This window comes from Mesorhizobium sp. CA5, assembly GCF_020165105.1.
Taxonomy (GTDB): Bacteria; Pseudomonadota; Alphaproteobacteria; order Rhizobiales; family Rhizobiaceae; genus Mesorhizobium.
This window is the reverse complement of sequence record NZ_JAIUHJ010000002.1, coordinates 297,481-315,421: the sequence shown is the minus strand read 5'-3', so window position 1 is coordinate 315,421 and position 17,941 is coordinate 297,481. Positions and strand designations below refer to the sequence as shown.

Here is a 17,941-nt window from a genome sequence, read left to right as displayed (position 1 = left end):
CTGCCGCACACGTTGCCAGTTTGCGCATTCCTGGGCACCCAGTAGCGGCCCGTCGGCTTCGGTCACGGGCTCTTTGTTACGCCGAATTTTAATCATGGCAAGCATTGCCTCTCCTGATGGTGCAGCACTCCCAGCTGTAGAAGAGCTGCCCGACGTCCTTCGTTCAAAGGGCGTAACCATTAGCCAGAGTTGATATAGAGGCCGCCAGCCGACTTTTTTAAAGTCGGTTAGGCCCGGCGGTTCATCCCGATCCACCCCAAAACGGCGGACTGTCGGGCCGCTCTGGTCGGCAGCGTCTCAAGAGCGGATATGACGCGGAGTGTTGTCGAACAGCCCACCTTTTCGGCATATCCAGTTTACCGGACCGCGGCCCGGCCTTTGACAGGAATAGAACCAAATGAATTTGACGGTATTTGGGATTGGCTATGTCGGTCTCGTGCAGGCCGCTGTGCTGGCCGAGGTCGGCCATGAGGTGGTGTGCGTCGATATTGACGAGAAGAAGGTGGAGCGGCTCAACCAGGGCTTGGTGCCGATTTTCGAACCGGGCCTGGAGGCTCTCGTCAGGGAAAACCACGCGGCCGGTCGCATCCGCTTCACCACCGACGCGGCGGCGGCGGTCAGGCATGGCCAGATCCAGATGATCGCGGTCGGCACGCCGCCCGGCGAGGATGGCTCGGCCGATCTGAAATATGTGCTGGCCGTCGCCGAGACCATCGGCCGTGAGATGGACAGCGCCAAGATCGTCGTCGGCAAGTCGACCGTGCCGGTCGGCACTTGCGAGAAGGTGAAGGCCAGGATTGCCGAAACGCTGAAGAAGCGCGGCCGCGAGGATCTCGCCTTCGACGTCGCCTCGAACCCCGAATTCCTCAAGGAAGGCTCGGCGGTCGCCGATTGCATGAAGCCGGACCGCATCATCGTCGGCACCTCCAGCGAGGACACCGAGATGGTGATGCGCGAGCTCTACGCGCCGTTCAACCGCAACCACGAGAAGATGATCGTGATGGATGTGCGCAGCGCCGAGTTCACCAAATATGCCGCCAACTGCATGCTGGCGACCAAGATCAGCTTCATGAACGAGATGGCCAATCTCGCCGAGCAACTGGGCGCCGACATCGAGGAGGTGCGCAAGGGCATCGGCTCGGATCCGCGCATCGGCTATCACTTCATTTATCCCGGCCTCGGCTATGGCGGCTCCTGCTTCCCGAAGGATGTGCGCGCGCTGATCAAGACCGCCGAGGGCGTGAAGTTCGACGCCAAGCTGCTGCGCGCCGTCGAGGAGCGCAACAATGCGCAGAAGTCGGTCCTGTTCGACAAGGTCAACCACTATTTCAAGGGCGCGCTGAGGGGCAAGACGTTTGCCGTCTGGGGGCTCGCCTTCAAGCCCAACACCGACGACATGCGCGAGGCGCCGGCGCGCACGCTGATGGAAGCGTTGTGGGCGGCCGGCGCCAAGGTGCAGGCCTACGATCCCGAGGCGATGCAGGAGTGCCAAGCGATCTACGGCCTGCGCGAGGATCTGCTTTTGTGCGGCACCAAGGAAGCGGCGCTGCGCGGCGCCGACGCGCTTTTGATCTGCACCGAATGGAAGAGCTTCCGCGCGCCGTCCTTCGACGCGCTCAAGGACGCGCTGACGACGCCGGTCATCTTCGACGGCCGCAATCTCTACGATCCCAAGGTGATCGCGCGCTACGGCATCGAATACTTCTCGATCGGCAGGATGGCGGCATGAGGGCGCCAACCAGGCATCTTACTTCAACATGTCCGACAGGGCAGCTGTAGTTCCTATCGTTGTGGGCCGGAGCGCTTCTTCGGTTGCGCAGCCCACATTCTGCTCTCAATCCGGCACGGGATCCCTACTTCCAAGCGCCTCGAGCATCGTTGAGAAGATGCTGCCGACCTCCTCCGAGATCTCTTCTGATCGAATTCCAGCCTTTTTTGCGTCGCTGGTTAGTCGCCTTGCAAGCTCTTGCGCTAAGATCGTGTCAGATGATGAATGATGCGGCAGATTGCTATCCATCCACTCCTGGAGGAATTTCAGGCCTCGTTCACTCACTGTAAAACCATTCCAGGGTTGTATCCATGATTAAGTGCAACCAAGCTTGACCAGTTTATCCACGCTATAATTTGTCACCGCCGGGATCGTTCCCTATTCAAACTCGCATATGGCTCATATTGTCCGCGCATGGAACGACGGCACGCCATCCGGCGGGGAATCGACAGGCTTTGGGAGGTCTACGACGTAGGCGACCAAAAAGTTTTGCTCGTTGACGGAATTCCTTTGGCGCATTTGCGGGTCGAAGAAGCGCTGGACGCTCTGGACCTGCTAGAAGGCGGCTTCCTCGTTCCAAGTGACACTCCCCTGGTAGGGTGAAGTGATTGTCGACAGCCGTTTCTTCCACGAATATCTCCGCGCCAGCTTGCACACCTGCCACCCCGAGAGCACGCACTGGGTAGCAAATTTAGATACCCACCTGGTTCGTTCGCATGTTCGCCCACAATTGGTCCGAACGGATATGTTCGTTCTGGCGAGATTGCGAAAACCTTGCTGGCTAGGCCCGGCGGCTAGCCGCTGCCACCCGCTGCTCCAGACGCCGTGTTCCCCAAACCGTTGCGACTCTCCTCTCGTACATAGCGCAACTAAACGCCTGGCTAGGTGAACCTTTTCACATAGCGGATGATCGGGTCCGCTGCGGCAACGCAGGCATATCCCGGTGTTATTAGACCGAATGAGCTTCCACCTCCGAGGCCCTCATTCATTTAGCCGATGCGCCGGCATGGCGGAGGTTCTAAGCGGGAGAATAGATGAGGTTAATTGCCGCGACTTGAGAAAGCTTCAGCAGGCTCGATTGAAGGACTGACGCGTTTGCCGGCAACGGACACCTGCTCGCTGGTGGCGAGAATGACCTTTCCATTCGCGTTGGTGGGAATTGTTTTATTAGCTCTGCTGCCCGGCGGTATTCTCGATATGCTGGGCATGGGTTTCACGTTCAGTCACGACAAGCTCAATCATGCGGTCGCCTTCACGACTTTGGGGGTCCTCGGCGGTCTCGGTTGGCCCAAGCAAAAATTGAGGCTGGTTGTATTGGTCCTTTTTGTAGGGGCGGCGATCGAGGTTCTTCAGGCCACCCCGCTGGTGGCGCGGGACATGGATATGTTCGACTGGATTGCTGATTTTGCAGGCGCGATCTGCGGACTGGCCATCGCGGCGTGGACAAACAGGATCGCCGGCGGAACTCGCTAAGTGCCATCGATGCAAAACCGGTCGCATAGATTGCGGTATTTCCAAAAGACCGTCCGAAGAACAGCAACCGAGTCGATCGCGCGCTGCGCGCTGTAACTATCTTCAAAATTTTCTCGGTGGATATCGTGTAGCGAGTGGCTGAGCGCGACGTGTCTTTTGGCAACACAGACCGTGGCGCTAGACGAGCCATTCAGAATGCAAATCTGCCCCGGCCAGCGCCGCGGCATCAGCTCTCCATGTCGCACGGCTGTTCTTTAGTCTGACGCCCCGCCGCCATGAGGCGGGCGCGAAATTTTTCGATGTACACCTCTAGCGTCGCCAGCATCATCAGAATGATCGATGAAATGGTTTGGGCGGGCGGCGATAACTGACGCTATCCATAGCGTGAGCCCGTCATGTCACCAGCCTACTCAGGATCGGAACTCGCGATTGAATATCCGCGGACGGATTCTCAATCGGCGGCAAATAACAAATGGACGAATGTCCCGGAATACGCTCTCGACCAAGGCGGCCCTGTCTTGCGCCCCTATCAGCGGATGGACGCTGATTATGCCGATGTCGCCATTGTCGATCATTTGAAAAATGTGGCCAGTCAGTATCCCGAAAAGCTGGCGATTACCGACGCAACCAACCGCTTCACTTATTCGGAACTCGTCTCGGCTGTCGAAGCACTGGCTAGCCGCATCCTCGCCATCACTCCCGCCGAAAACGCCGTCGGAATTCTTCTTGCGAATACGGCCTTCTTTCCGTTGGCGATGCTGGCGAGCATGGCCGCAGGGCGGCCTTTGGTACCCCTGAACACGAGGGATCCGGATACCAGGATCAATGCGATCGTGTCCGAGGCGCGGTTATCGACCATCATAGGGGATGGAGATGTCCGACCCACGGGCCTGCCGCGAGCTGTCGGCTGGATAAATGTCTCGCCCCGCGGCGAACCGAAGAGCGATCGCGTTCCCCAGCTCCATCCGGTATCCGTGGATGCCCCCGCGATCGTCCTTTACACTTCGGGCAGTACAGGTCGGCCAAAAGGCATCGTTAACAGTCAACGCAGCCTGCTATGGCGTGTTCAGCAATATGTAAACGCCTGTCACATCAATGCGCAGGACGTATTCCTGCCTCTCACGGGACCGGCCACCATCGCTGGATGTCGAGAGGTGCTCGCCGCCCTTCTTACCGGCGCCACATTGCATCTTCTTGAGGTCGAAGCCGTAGGCCTGCGCGCGGTTTTACACCGGATGCAAGCCGAGGGAGTGACTGTCACTTACCTGGTGCCGGCTCTCCTGCGTGCGCTTATGGCGAACAAATCAGAAGACGCATTCCGCAGTCTCAGGGTGGCTCGGATCGGCGGCGAAAAGGTGTCATGGTCTGACATCAAGCTGCTACGCGACGCCGTTTCAAGCAACTGCCTGGTGCAGATCGGCTACTCGTCAACCGAGACGACAGGATCACAATGGTTTGTACCGACCGATTGGCCGGAGCAGGCCGCCTCGGTTCCCGTTGGATGGCTCCTTCCAGGGATCAGTTTCGCGATCATCGACGAGCAAGGACGCCCGGTGCCGGCCGGCGGGACTGGAGAGCTTGTCATAAAAAGTCCGTATGTCTTGCTTGGCCATTGGGAGAACGGCGTCGTCGTGCCCGTGGCTGCAGACCCCGAAAACCCGTCCGTCCGCATCTTTGAAACGGGTGATCTCGTTCAACTGGACAACCATGGCCTGCTGCAGATCATGGGTCGCAAGGGGCGTCAGATAAAAATCAATGGCCGACGCGTTGAGCCCGCGGAGCTGGAGCGGGTTTTGCGTGGCGCGCCTTCCGTTGAGGACGCTGTAGCGATTGTGACGGCGTCAACGGAGCTCATCGCTTTCGCCGTACCTCGCGGGCCGGCCACTTCCAACTTCGCGGACGATCTCCGCCATCTTGCCCGAACGACACTGCCGCCGCCTCTGTGCCCGTTGAGACTGCACGCCATTGCCGAAATTCCACGCCTGCCGGGCGGGAAGGTCGACATGGCGAGGCTTGCCGAGTTGGACGGCGCAAGCGTGAGGCAGGACCGCATTGTCCAGGCTCCGAATACAGGACCCGAACGGACTATCCAGCAGATCGTGCAACGTGCCTGGACCAAGATTCTGAACACGCGCGTTGCCGCGGGACGTTGGGATGACGCCGGCGGCGATTCGCTGAAGCTGCTGCATTGTGTCATGGAGATCGAAAGCGTCCTCGGCCTGGAGATCGACCTTGAACCTTTCACCGTCGGAATGAATTTCGACGAAATGGTGAAGGCCGTCGCGGCCGCGAAAGCAGGTAACGAGCAGGCCAGCTCGCGCAAAGAGCATCCGCCAATTCTCTTCCTGCTCCCCGGGTCCGTCGGCTATGGCCCTAGCCTTGCCGCCTTCGCGGCCTCCATGGGTAGAACCGCCCGGGTTGTCCCGATCAGGTATCCCGCCCTGGCAATGATATTGCAGGGAAAAAACTCGGTAGCAGATATGGCCGAGGCCGCGCTCGACCAGATACGCCGCGCCCAGCCTGAAGGTAACGTACGACTTCTCGGCCATTCGCTTGGCGGCGTCGTTGCTTTTGAAGTTGCTTCAAGGCTGCTGGCCGTCGGGCGAAATGTGAAATTTCTGGGCATCCTCGACACCAGCCTGCTCGGTGAACGGAGCACTTACCGAGAGACGGTCGTCCGCACAATTCATCGAATCCGAACCAATCGTATTACCGCCTACAGAATGGCTTGCCGCGCCCTTGCAAAAGTCGTGGTCCGAATGGGCTACGAGATGCAACTGGCCCGCTTGCTTGATCGCTATGCCCAGGAGAAATTCAACGCGACCAGCTTTAGGGCCAAGCTGGAGCTTCAGGAAGTTTTGAGGGCCAAAGCGTTTTTTCAGTGGCTCCAGACGCCAAGACCCCGACTGCCGATCACCGGTACCCTATTTCGCTGCGCCCGTCCTGGAATGCCTCGCGCCATCGGGTGGGACAATGCTTTCGCAGACCTGGATGTGATTCCAATCATTGGCACCCACATCGACATGGTCTCAGAGCCTAACGTGGCCTTCAACCGACCGCTCATCGAGGCGGCCGTGGCCCGAACTTATCTGCCAGAAGAATCTCGCCAGGGGGAGGAACGGTCATCGACGTGATCTCCGGGTTTGGCAAGGATGCCCTGGTGCTCGACGCTCGTGCCGAGGTCGATCGCATCGTAGAAGCCTTGCGTCGACAGGTCTTTGGTACACTCAGGCGCCGAGGCGTCGTTGTCGGCCTCTCTGGGGGCATCGACAGCTCCGTTGTCGCAGCACTCTGCGTCGGCGCGTTCGGGAAAGATAAGGTCCTCGGCCTATTCATGCCGGAATCCCATTCTTCCGGCGACTCGCTGCGGCTTGGCCGAACGGTTGCGTCGCAACTTGGTATCGACTCGATCGTTGAAGACATCACGCCTGCCCTGGAGGGCATCGGTGCCTATTCACGTCAGGTCGAGGCGATACGGACCGTCGTTCCCGCCTACGGTCAAGGCTGGAAGTGCAAGCTGGTGATGGCGTCGGTTCTGGAAAGCAACGGCATCAACATTACCAGACTGACGGTCGAGGATCCGGATGGCAAAGTCGACACGGTCAGACTGCCACCCGCAACCTATCTGCAGATCGTCGCCGCCACCAACTACAAGCAACGCGTGCGAAAGATGACGGAGTATTACCACGCGGACCGTCTCAACTACGCGGTGGCAGGCACGCCAAACCGGCTGGAGCACGACCAAGGCTTTTTCGTCAAACAGGGCGATGGAATCGCCGACGTGCTGCCGATCGTCCACCTCTACAAGACGCAAGTCTATCAACTAGCGGAGTATCTCGGGATAGACCCTGAGGTGCGGCGCAGGCCGCCAACCACGGATACGTTCTCCATGGCGCAAAGCCAGGAGGAGTTCTATTTTGCATTGCCATATCACCTGACGGATTTGTGTCTCTATGGCCTGAACCACGGCATTTCTGCCAACGAGATCGCAGCGGTCGCCGGCCTCACTCCCGACCAGGTTCAGAAAGTCTTCAAGGACATTGAAAGCAAGCGGCGCGCAGCGCGTTATCTTCACGCGAGACCCCTGCCCGCCGTCGAGATGGACGAGGGCTGAGCGTGTGCGGCATAGCCGGAATCGTGGCACTGGACGCTACCGCGGCGCGGCCTTCGCGCGAGGCGCTTCTGCGCATGGCGGGGTCGCTCGTGCATCGCGGTCCGGACGAACACGGCCTCTACCGCGACAATCGCGTGGGGCTGGCCCACGCACGCCTTTCAATTGTCGACCTTTCGAGTGGGCAACAGCCGCTTGCCGACACGAGCGGCAAGACCTGGATTGTCTTCAACGGCGAGATTTTCAATTACGTTGAGCTTCGCGAAAAGCTGGTCGCGCTCGGTCATCGCTTCCGCACCCGCAGCGACACCGAAGTGGCGGTTCATGCATATCGCGAATGGGGCGACTCCGCTTTTGAGCGGATGAACGGGCAATGGGCAATCGCGATCTGGGATTCGCTGGCCGGCCGCCTCGTGCTATCGCGCGATCGGTTCGGCATATGCCCCCTGCATTTTTGCGAGCACGCTGGGCGCCTCTATTTTTCCAGCGAAGTGAAGGCCATTTTCGCGGCCGACGCGGCTTTGCCGCGAGCCTTCGATCCAGCCGGCATTGATCAGACGTTCACTCTCTGGACGGTGGTCCCGCCGCAAGGCGTATTCAAGGGGGTCCGGGAACTCAAGCCTGGCCACATTCGGGTCTATGAGAACGGAACCGTTCGTGAGCAGGCATTCTGGAAACCCAGCTATCCCGAGGCGTTCGACGAACGCCGAGAATTCCCAGGGTCGCTCGATGACGCCGTGGACGAAGTGCGCGAGGCTCTGCAGTCGGCGACGGCGCTGCGGATCGACCAGGCGGATGTGCCTGTCGGCTGCTACCTGTCTGGCGGACTCGACAGCTCGCTTGTCGCCATGATGGCAAGCCGCATCGCCGGCGACCGCTTCCAGACGTTTTCGCTGCGGTTTGCCGATGCTGAATATGACGAGACCAGCTATCAGCGATTGGTGGCAGGCGCGACCGGCAGCGAGCACCACGAGGTGACGGTTTCTCGCAGCGATATCGCCGATGTCTTTCCGGAGGTGATCTACCACACCGAACGTCCGATCCTGAGGACCGCGCCGGCGCCACTTCTTCTGCTTTCGAGATTGGTACGCGAGCACGGAATCAAGGTCGTGCTGACGGGCGAAGGCGCGGATGAAATGTTCGCCGGCTACGACCTGTTCCGGGAAGGGAAGGTGCGCCGCTTCTGGGGGCATCAACCATCCTCGACGAGACGCGCCCGATTGCTGGAACGCCTGTATCCCTATCTCACTCGTTCTCCGGTGCATCAGCAAGCAATGGCGCGTCAGTTCTTCGGACATGATATCCACGCCCATGATGCGCCAGGCTTCGCACATGGCACCCGTTGGCGCACGACCAGCGCTCTCAAGCGGTTGTTTTCTGCCGACATGAAAGCCGAGACGGAACCGTACAACGCGGCCGCCGCGTTCCTTGCGCGCCTGCCCGACGAATTTTCGCGCTGGGACTCTCTGGCACAGGACCAGTATATCGAAATCCAGACTTTGATGTCCGGCTATCTGCTCTCCTCGCAGGGAGACCGAATGCTGATGGGCAACTCTGTCGAAGGGCGCTTCCCGTTCCTCGACGATGACGTTGTAAAACTCGCGAACTCGCTTCCAGCCAAATACAAGCTGCGCATTCTGGACGAGAAGCATGTGCTGAAGCGGGTGGCCGAGCCGATCCTGCCGCCGGAAATCATCGCCCGCAAGAAACAGCCCTACAGGGCGCCGAACGCTCAATGCTTCGTTGCCGACAATGCACCAGCCTATGTGCGCGAGGCACTTTCGGAAAGAGCGTTGCGCGACGCAAACGTCTTCGATGCGGAGTCGGTCGCGCGCCTGCTGGGCAAGTGTCGAGCCAGGACCGTGGACCAAGACCTTTCCAATTCCGACAACATGGCGCTGGTGGGCGTGCTCTCCACCCAGCTTCTTCACCAGCAGTTTATCGCAAGCCGCCCCATCGGCAGGCAGAAGATCGAGCTCAGCGTCGACGTTGACCATGAGATCAAGGAAGAGGTGTTGGCATGATGCATGGAGCCATACCGCTGTTGCACGACTATCTCAGGCACTCGGCCGACCGGCTGGGTGACAAGGTGGCACTGGTCTGCGGCGGGCAACGCGTGACCTATGCCGAGATCGAGACCCGTGCCAACAGCGTTGCGCAACACCTGGCTGACGCCGGAGTGACGCGCGGCGATCGCGTGATGATCTTCGCCGACAACACCGTCGAGACGGTCGTCAGCTTCTGGGCCGTGCTCAAGGCGAACGCCGTGGTGTGCATCGTCAATCCGCTGACCAAGAGCGACAAGCTTCATTACCTGCTCAACGATTGCCTGCCAGCCGCGCTGATAACGGACAACCATCTGACCTCGGTCTTCAGCGAGCCGGCCCGCAACTGCCCGTCACTGCGCCGGATGATTGTCTCCGGGCCAATAGATGACGCCGAGTTGATGCAACTGCCCCATGCAGTTCGCTGGAAGGTTGCGATTGCCGGCAACAAGGATGCACCGGCGCGCCGATGCATCGACATTGATCTCGCCGCCATAATCTACACGTCAGGTTCTACCGGCGAGCCCAAGGGCGTGATGCTGACGCACACAAACATGATGGCGGCTTGCACCTCGATCGCATCGTACCTTGAGCTCGGCGAAGACGAAGTGATCCTCAATGTCCTGCCCTTGGCATTCGATTACGGCCTGTACCAGATGATCATGGCGTTCCGCACTGGCGCCCGTCTGGTGCTTGAACGCTCGTTTGCTTTTGCAGCGCAGATCCTTGGACTGATCAAGCAAGAACGGGTCACAGGTTTCCCCGGCGTGCCTACTATTTTTGCGGCGCTCTCGGAGCTCAAATCGCTGAAGGATCAGGATTTTTCGAGCATTCGCTATGTTACGAATACCGCGGCCGCCCTGCCGTTGAAGCATATTCTCATGCTCCAGGACCTTTTTCCGAGCGCGCGCATCTATTCAATGTACGGGCTCACCGAGTGCAAGCGCTGCACCTACCTGCCGCCAGAGGACCTTGAACGAAAGCCGTCGAGCGTCGGGATAGCCATCCCGAACACGGAAATGTGGATCGTCGACGACGACGACAAGCGGGTCGGCCCCGACGTCGTCGGCCAGCTCGTCATCCGCGGCGCGACCGTGATGAAGGGCTACTGGGGCAAGCCAGAGGCGACCGCAAGGAAGCTTAAACCTGGTCCTCTGCCCGGTGAACAGGTCCTCTACACCGGCGACTACTGCCGGATCGACGCGGAAGGGTACCTTTATTTCGTAGGTCGTGGCGATGAGATCATCAAATCCCGTGGCGAGAAGGTCGCGCCCAAAGAGGTTGAGAACGCGCTTGTTGGCATTCCAGGGGTGCGGGAGGCCGCCGTGATAGGCGTTCCGGACGAACTTCTTGGGCAGGCGGTGAAGGCGTTCGTCGTGATGGAGCAAGGGAAGTCCATCGACGAGAAACAACTGCAGAAGGAATGTCAGAGGCGGCTGGAAAATTTCATGGTCCCAAAATCAATTGTCATTGTACCCAGCCTGCCAATGACAGATACGGGAAAACTTAAGAAGACGGCTTTGTCATGAGCCGTTTTCCACGAGACCTGACGTCGATTTTCTTGTTTTAATCGGGGAAGCAAAATGTTGTCCAGCGAAGACAGGATAGAGACTTACAGCGAGAAAATTCGGGGGTTTCTGGCGTCCAACTTCTATGTTGCTGACGCTGAGGCTCTGGAAAACAATACGTCCCTGCTCGACCAAGGTATCGTCGACTCGACGGGAGTCCTGGAGGTTATCGGATTCATTGAGGAAACCTTTGGCATTGTCGTCGAAGACAGCGAGCTTCTGCCTGAGAACCTCGATTCCATCCAAGGGATTGCACAATACGTCATCCGAAAAAAGAACTGATCATAGCTGTCTCCCGAACGACAGCATTGGGAAAAGCGGGTTGTCGTGAGCCAAGAAATCAGCGTCGAGGATGCCTACAGCAAAGGGCGCACCATCTTCATGGGGCTGGAGTTGCTCGTGGCACCTGGCGCGCTTGTGCCACGCCCGGAGACGGAACTGCTGGGCACAGCCGCCCTCGCCGCCTTGGATCAGTTGAGGACTGCGGAACCCCGCATTATCGACATGTGCTGCGGCGCCGGCAATCTGGCATGCGCCATAGCGCACTATGCCCCCACCGCGCGGATCTGGGCGAGCGACCTAACGGATGGGTGCGTTAAAGCCGCGCGCCGCAACGTCGACCATCATGGACTGGCAGGGCGCGTTTCGGTGCTGCAGGGCGACCTGTTTGAGCCTCTCTCCGGCCCGGAACTTGTCGGCAGGATCGACATGATTGTCTGCAACCCGCCATACATCTCGGAAAAGCGGCTCGAGGGCGACCGCTCTCACTTGACCGAGCTCGAGCCGCGCGAGGCGTTTGCTGCTGGCCCTTACGGCCTGAGCATCCACATGCGGGTGATAAGAGACGCACCGCAATACCTGCGGCCAGGTGGCATACTGCTGTTCGAGGTTGGCCTTGGCCAGGACCGGCAAGTCGTGAGTCTGCTCAACCGCGCAAAGGCCTACGAGAATATTGGCACGATCTCGAACGAAGCTGGCGAGGGCCGTGTCGTCGTCGCCCATATGAAGAACCCCGATGAACCACGCGCGTCGAATGTCTGATGAGGTCACTTTCCTCATCCAACAGACATCAAAACGTGATCCGACAAAGGGCAAACCCCGTCGACCTTCAAATGGTCAATAAACGCTCGCTTTCCAGGGTCGGTTATCCCCAGCTTGTTCGTGGCGATTCACGATTTAGCGTCTGAGCGTCACGATTTTGCTGCATTTTGATAAAATTTGACGAATGTTAGCTTGATGTAATGTTCGGGGTGGGCGGGTCACAACGAAAGGTAAGATCTTGTCCTACGCTGACAGCGTCCACGAGGCCGTGCGACAATCTCGAGTGAGAGATCGCGCGTCGTGAGGGAACATCGTACGCAACATTTGCTCTCAGCCATGTCGGGTTGTTGGTCCGGGCTGGTTGGCATTGGTCTCTTTTCGGCGGTTATAAACATTCTAGCCCTGACCGGCTCCGTCTACATGCTGCAGGTGTATGACCGTGTGCTTCCCTCGCAGAGCGTTCCGACGCTCGTGGGATTTACGGTCGGCATGCTGGGCCTCTATGCCGTATACGGGCTGCTCGATTTCGTGCGGCTTCGCTTGCTGGTTCGAATCGGCAATCGCCTGTACAGAAACCTGCAGCACAAGGCCTTCACCATATCGCTGTCGGTGCCCCTGGTCGCCGGGCAGGAGGCGAACCGGGTGCAGCCGCTTCGCGACTTGGACCAGCTGCGCGGCTTTCTCTCCGGCCTGGGGCCGACCGTGTTTTTCGACGCCCCGTGGATGCCGTTTTATATGGTGGTCATCTACCTGTTGCACCCTTCCCTTGGGCTACTGGCAACCGTCGGCGCCGTTGTCGTCGTGCTTTTGACCGTGGTCGCAGAAATTGCCGGCCGCGGCCCCGCGGCCCGAACTTCCGAAACACTGGTCGCGCAACGCATCCTTGCCGATGCAGGCCGCCGCAACGCGGAAGTCGTTCAGGCGATGGGTCTCTCCGCCAGGCTTGGCCGACGCTGGGGAGAAGTCAGCCATGCCTATCTCAAGAACCAGGAACGGCTCTCCGACATCGTGGGCGGAACCGGATCATTGTCGAAGACACTCAGGATGGCCCTGCAATCGAGTGTACTCGGGCTGGGCGCATATCTGGTGATCGGGGGGGACGCTTCCCCGGGTGTGATCATCGCATCTTCGATATTGCTTGGCCGCTCTTTGGCGCCGGTCGACGCCGCGATCGCAAACTGGAGAGGATTTCTGGCCGCGCGCCGAAGCTACTCCGACTTGACTGCAGCGCTGGATGCTTTCGGTAGCCAAAGCGCTCCTATGGAGCTTCCCAGCCCGCGGGGGCAACTCTCCGTCGAGGAATTGACGATAGCCCCTCCAGGCGCACAACGGCCGACGGTTCTCAATGTAAGCTTTCGCCTGGCGAGCGGTGCTGGGATGGCAGTCGTCGGCCCTAGCGGTTCCGGGAAGACAACGCTCGTGCGTGCCCTGGTCGGAGTATGGAAGCCAATTCGCGGAACCGTTCGATTGGACGACGCTGCTCTCGATCAGTGGAGTTCGGAACTGCTCGGTGCTCATATCGGCTATTTGCCGCAGGATGTCGAACTGTTCGACGGAACGGTTGCCGACAACATTTCGAGATTTGGTGGCCAGAGCGACCCAAAAGGCGTCATGGCAGCCGCTCGAGCGGCGGGTGTCGACAAGATGATCATGCGATTGCCTCAAGGATTCCAAACACGAATCGGCGAAGGCGGGACGGCCCTGTCGGCCGGGCAGAGGCAACTGGTCGGATTGGCCAGGGCACTTTATGGCGATCCGTTTCTTGTCGTGCTCGACGAACCGAATTCCAACTTGGATTCAGACGGCGATGTTGCGTTGGCGGGGGCGATCCTGGCGGTGCGCCAGCGTGGCGGTATCGTGATCGTCGTGGCGCATCGCCCTTCTGCGCTCGTCAATATCGATCAGGTATTGGTCATGTCGAACGGGATGGTCCACGCATTTGGCCCGCGAGAAGATGTTCTCTCAAATGTCGTCCGCCCCTTCCCCCAGCCGGCAGTCGTTCCGCTGCAAAAAAATGCCGGCAACGCTTGAGGTCTTATTCCGTGTCTGACGCGACTATTTCTTATGCTCGTGTCGACGACGCAAGTCGTTGGCTCGGAACCAGGCTGATCAATGATCCGGATGGCATCCGTGCCAACCTGGCTCTGGGCTTGGCAACCACCGCCTTTCTGCTCGTTGGCGGCGGGACCTGGTTGGGATTAACCAAGATCGCCGGCGCTGTGATCGCGCCAGCGACCGTTGTGGTCGAAAGCAGTGTAAAGAAGGTCCAGCATCGGACCGGCGGCACCATCGGCGGGATCTTCGCCCAGGATGGTGATCATGTGCGTGCCGGCGCCGTGTTGGTCAGGCTTGACGATACGCTCACACGCTCAAACCTGCAGATCGTCAGTGAAGACCTCGACCGGGTAACCATCCGCCTGGCCAGGCTCGAGGCAGAGCGGCAAGGGCTGCCGGAAATGCAGGTTCCACCCAGTCTGCGCGTGAGAATGAGCGACCCGCGGGTGGCTGCTCTTGTCAATGGAGAACGTGCCTTGTTTGAAAGCCGGGCTACGGCATTGGCTGGCCAAAAGGCGCAGTTGCAGAGCCGCTCGATGCAACTCCGACATCAGATTGACGGCCTCAAGGCTCAGCTTGCCGCGACGAACGACTCCCTGGACCTCCTTACCCGCAGCCTTGCCGACGTCCAAGCTCTTTACTCCAAGAAATTGGTGTCCAAGGAGCGACTGAGCAATGTCAGCCTGGAAGAGGCTCGTTCTCGCGGAGAGTCGGGGCGACTTGTTGCAGCAATCGCTGAGGTGCAAGCCCACATCAGTGAAACGGACTTGCAGGTGCTTCAGCTCGACGAGCAGATGCGCAGCGACGTGACAAGCGAGCTCCGCGAAAACGAAGCAAAGCGCACAGAGCTCGAAGAGCGCAAGATAGTGGCGGACGACGAGCTCGCAAGGACGGATATCCGATCTCCCCAGACCGGGACGGTACAAGAATCCTCTATCCACACCGTCGGAGGCGTAGTTGGACCGGGAGAGGTGCTCATGGTGGTTGTGCCCGACACCGACAACCTTGTCGTGGATGCGCTCATTCCGCCGACCCGGATGGACGATGTCCAGCCCGGGCAGCGGGTGTCAATCCGCTTTCCCTCTTTCGACGTCGGAACGACACCCGTCTGCGAGGGTTCGGTGAAGCGTATCTCTGCAGATCTGATCAAGGATCAGGAACGCCAGCTTTCCTATTTTTCGGCTCGCATCCACGTCGACAACCAGGCCACCTGCCTGAAGGGTGAGAAAATCCTAAAGCCAGGCATGCCTGCCGAAGTTCACATAAGCACCGAGGAGCGTAGCGTCTGGTCGTATTTGCTTAAGCCATTGACCGATCAGATTTCCCGGGCCTTCAAGCAATAGCGGGACCGCAAACGCGGCCCCGCGGTTAACGCCCTACTGGCTTGCTGCACGTCCCAGATCGCTGCTGAACCTCACCTCGATCGTATCTCCCGGAAGCACTTCTGAATCTTCTTCGACGAGTTGTTTGCGCCATTCTTCACCAATCTTGCGCACGATGGTGATCTGGGTCTGAATAGCTTCTCCGCTTACCGGCAAAGGCAGAGCGGACGCGCCAGCGGGCTGTAATTTCTGGCTGGTGGCGTGGAGCCTTGCGGTGATGTCGGCAAGGCGGACATCGGTATCCTTCAACTCGGTCAGCAAGCCGATCCTTCGCAGGTTTTCATTGCGCTCGCGTTGCCTGAGATAATCTTCCTGCTGGCGTCGCGCCCGCATGAGCTCGACCGATGTCTGAAGCTGCCCATTGGAAGAGAGAAGCGCGGAGCGCCTGACGTCAGACAGCCTGGCGTTGGTCAGATTGCCTGCTTGAAACAATTTCGTCACCCGAGCCAGGTCATCCTCATCCGCCTTGACCCCGTCGCTCTCGACCTGCTGGCGCTTGGTCAGAACGTCGATCTGCGCCGCGGCATCCTTTGCACCCTGATCAACGTAGCTTTGCTCCTGCTGGAAGTTATCGAGAGAGATCTTCAGCGCCTCTCTTTCGGCGTCGGCAATGGCCGAGCTGAAGGCGGCAGACAGTGGTGACCCTTGGGGGGGCTTGGTATCGAAACTTGGCTGGTCCTGCAGTTCGGCGCGAATGCGAGCACTGTGGTAATAGTCGCGGGTGTATTCCCCCCAAAGCGATTCATAGTCGCGCTGCAGATCAACCGGGTCAGGACCGGTCTGATTTACGCGTGAGCGCAAAAGGCTGAGACCGCCAGACACCGCAATCGCCTGTCTCACCGTCATGAGAGGCCGATATGCCTGCTGGCCAGGAGTGAGCACCTCGCCAGTCACGTAGATCGGACGATATTCCGCGACGATCGCGGTCACATCGCCAGGTTGGACAACGATCATCTGCTCTCGCCCATCGGGCAAACGCTGCTGAAATATCTTGGTAGGCAAGATCGTTTCCATGCGGGCCTGCAGCTCGGCCGGCGTCAGACCGCCGATGGATATCTTCCCGACTTGGGGAAGCGCGATCGTACCGTCCATCTGGATTACCGCACGTTGAGTTCGTTCCGGTATCGAAGAGATTCCTATTTCGACGATGTCGCCGGGGGAGAGATGGTAGGCTGGCCGGTCGTCCGCCGCGGAGGCAGCATCAACCGCAGCCAGCACACCTATCGCTGCAAGAAGATTTCGGTTCATGAATGCCATCGGTGACATCTCCATTCAGTTCGACTTCGCCTCTTCCGACCAGTCGACGCGGGTGACGAAGTCATAAACAGGTCCGCCGGGCACACCCCAGTTGCTGGACCAGATTACCTGCGAGCCATCGGGCGATGGCGAGGCATGGGTCTCGCTGCGGTAGTCGAAATCAACGCTGCGCGTTTGCGCTATGCGCCGAACCTCTCCGCTGCCATCGAGGCGCAGCGCGATAACCTCTCGTGCATAGGGCGCCATTTCCGGACGGGCCGAAACCACATTCGGGTCGCCACCGTAGCTCAGGAACACCCAGCCAGGTTTGTTCAAAGCACGCAGAGAAGCATGCGAGGCCTCGCCGTATTTCATAAGCGAAGTTACTTTCCCGTCAGACAGCCGGCGTTTGATCACCTGATAGCTGTCCGGATAGGATTTGCTGATGCCGACGTAGATCTCGCTCCCATCGGCGTCGACCGTCATGTCGCCATGCCCCGGCCGATGATGCTCTGTCCACTGCTGGCCTGGAGCGCCGTCGATCGAAAAAATAAACGACTGTTCGGTGCCGTCCGCCAGTGCCTGGATGCAAAGAATATTTTCGCCCAGAGGAGAGATCGAACAGTTCTCATTGACCCCAGCAAGCCGCCCAAGTGCGATATCGGCAAACTTGCTATGCTGCTTGAGATCGTACGCGAAGACGACCTCGGCACCGTCCGATCGAAGTGCACGCACTGCCAGGCGATTACCGTCTCGGCTCGGGTTACCTTTGCCTGGTCCGAAGTGCAGATCCCGATAGTCCTTTGAATCGAACAGCACATCCTCGTGATTGGTCCGCGGCGCCCAGGTCGATATTCGCTGGCCTCGAACGCAGATCATCAGATCCGCATTTTGGGGATGCCACTCACATTCGCCCGATCGATCGCGCATCAGCAGCGGTAGGAATGTGTGTCCGTCGAAAAAGCACATCCCGTTGCAGCCGTTGGTTATAACGAGAAGGCTCTGGTCCGCATTCCAGGCTTGGGCGCTGGAATAACGGTGGCTGCAATAATTTTTTATACACGCGACCCCATTTCCAAGCGGCCCGGATTTTGTGATCCGGGTGAATGTTTCCCCAAACGCGGGATCGACCGTAGGACGCAGATAGTCGGGCAACTGCATCGCCGGCGTCGCAACAAAGTGCGTTGACGTATTGCCCGCCTGGCTTGCGGCAGCATGCGGACCAAGGCACGCGACAGCGAAGATCATCGACAACGCATGTC

At 59.2% G+C, this 17,941-nt stretch carries 12 protein-coding genes; 10 read left to right on the top strand and 2 right to left on the bottom strand.

The window, feature by feature from the left end:
* Positions 1-397 precede the first annotated feature (397 nt).
* The 10 genes from LB529_RS04380 to LB529_RS04335 all read left to right on the top strand — a co-directional run bounded on the left by LB529_RS04380 (position 398) and on the right by LB529_RS04335 (position 15,404).
* Positions 398-1,729, top strand: coding sequence for a UDP-glucose dehydrogenase family protein (locus tag LB529_RS04380; protein ID WP_140845616.1), 1,332 nt, complete (start codon positions 398-400; stop codon positions 1,727-1,729).
* 1,083 nt (positions 1,730-2,812) lie between these two features.
* Positions 2,813-3,241: a hypothetical protein gene (locus LB529_RS04375; RefSeq protein WP_224710334.1), complete on the top strand. Its 429-nt coding sequence runs from the start codon at positions 2,813-2,815 to the stop codon at positions 3,239-3,241.
* 395 nt (positions 3,242-3,636) lie between these two features.
* Entirely contained in the window at positions 3,637-6,375 is a 2,739-nt protein-coding gene (locus LB529_RS04370) for a non-ribosomal peptide synthetase (protein WP_224710333.1), read from the top strand.
* The gene (gene nadE / locus LB529_RS04365; protein ID WP_224710332.1) at positions 6,372-7,355 is read left to right on the top strand and encodes an NAD(+) synthase; all 984 of its coding nucleotides are present in this window, start codon (positions 6,372-6,374) and stop codon (positions 7,353-7,355) included. Before LB529_RS04370 ends, nadE begins: the two co-directional genes overlap by 4 nt.
* 2 nt (positions 7,356-7,357) lie before the next feature.
* Entirely contained in the window at positions 7,358-9,376 is a 2,019-nt protein-coding gene (gene asnB / locus LB529_RS04360; protein WP_224710331.1) for an asparagine synthase (glutamine-hydrolyzing), read from the top strand.
* Entirely contained in the window at positions 9,373-10,926 is a 1,554-nt protein-coding gene (locus LB529_RS04355; RefSeq protein ID WP_224710330.1) for a class I adenylate-forming enzyme family protein, read from the top strand. Before asnB ends, LB529_RS04355 begins: the two co-directional genes overlap by 4 nt.
* A 54-nt stretch (positions 10,927-10,980) precedes the next feature.
* Positions 10,981-11,247, top strand: coding sequence for an acyl carrier protein (locus tag LB529_RS04350; RefSeq protein WP_095768673.1), 267 nt, complete (start codon positions 10,981-10,983; stop codon positions 11,245-11,247).
* A gap of 45 nt (positions 11,248-11,292) precedes the next feature.
* A complete protein-coding gene (locus tag LB529_RS04345; protein ID WP_224710328.1) occupies positions 11,293-12,006 on the top strand; it encodes a N5-glutamine methyltransferase family protein in 714 nt (237 codons plus the stop codon).
* Positions 12,007-12,342: 336 nt separating this feature from the next.
* Positions 12,343-14,037, top strand: coding sequence for a type I secretion system permease/ATPase (locus LB529_RS04340; protein WP_224707154.1), 1,695 nt, complete (start codon positions 12,343-12,345; stop codon positions 14,035-14,037).
* A gap of 11 nt (positions 14,038-14,048) precedes the next feature.
* Positions 14,049-15,404: an HlyD family type I secretion periplasmic adaptor subunit gene (locus LB529_RS04335; protein WP_224625625.1), complete on the top strand. Its 1,356-nt coding sequence runs from the start codon at positions 14,049-14,051 to the stop codon at positions 15,402-15,404.
* A 33-nt stretch (positions 15,405-15,437) separates the two neighbouring features.
* On the opposite strand, the gene LB529_RS04330 is transcribed toward LB529_RS04335, so the two are convergent.
* Positions 15,438-16,700 carry a polysaccharide biosynthesis/export family protein gene (locus tag LB529_RS04330; protein ID WP_224710325.1) on the bottom strand — a complete coding sequence of 421 codons (1,263 nt, stop codon included), beginning with the start codon at positions 16,698-16,700 and terminating at the stop codon, positions 15,438-15,440.
* A gap of 15 nt (positions 16,701-16,715) precedes the next feature.
* Positions 16,716-17,927, bottom strand: coding sequence for a hypothetical protein (locus LB529_RS04325; RefSeq protein WP_224710323.1), 1,212 nt, complete (start codon positions 17,925-17,927; stop codon positions 16,716-16,718).
* Between the last annotated feature and the right edge of the window lie 14 nt (positions 17,928-17,941).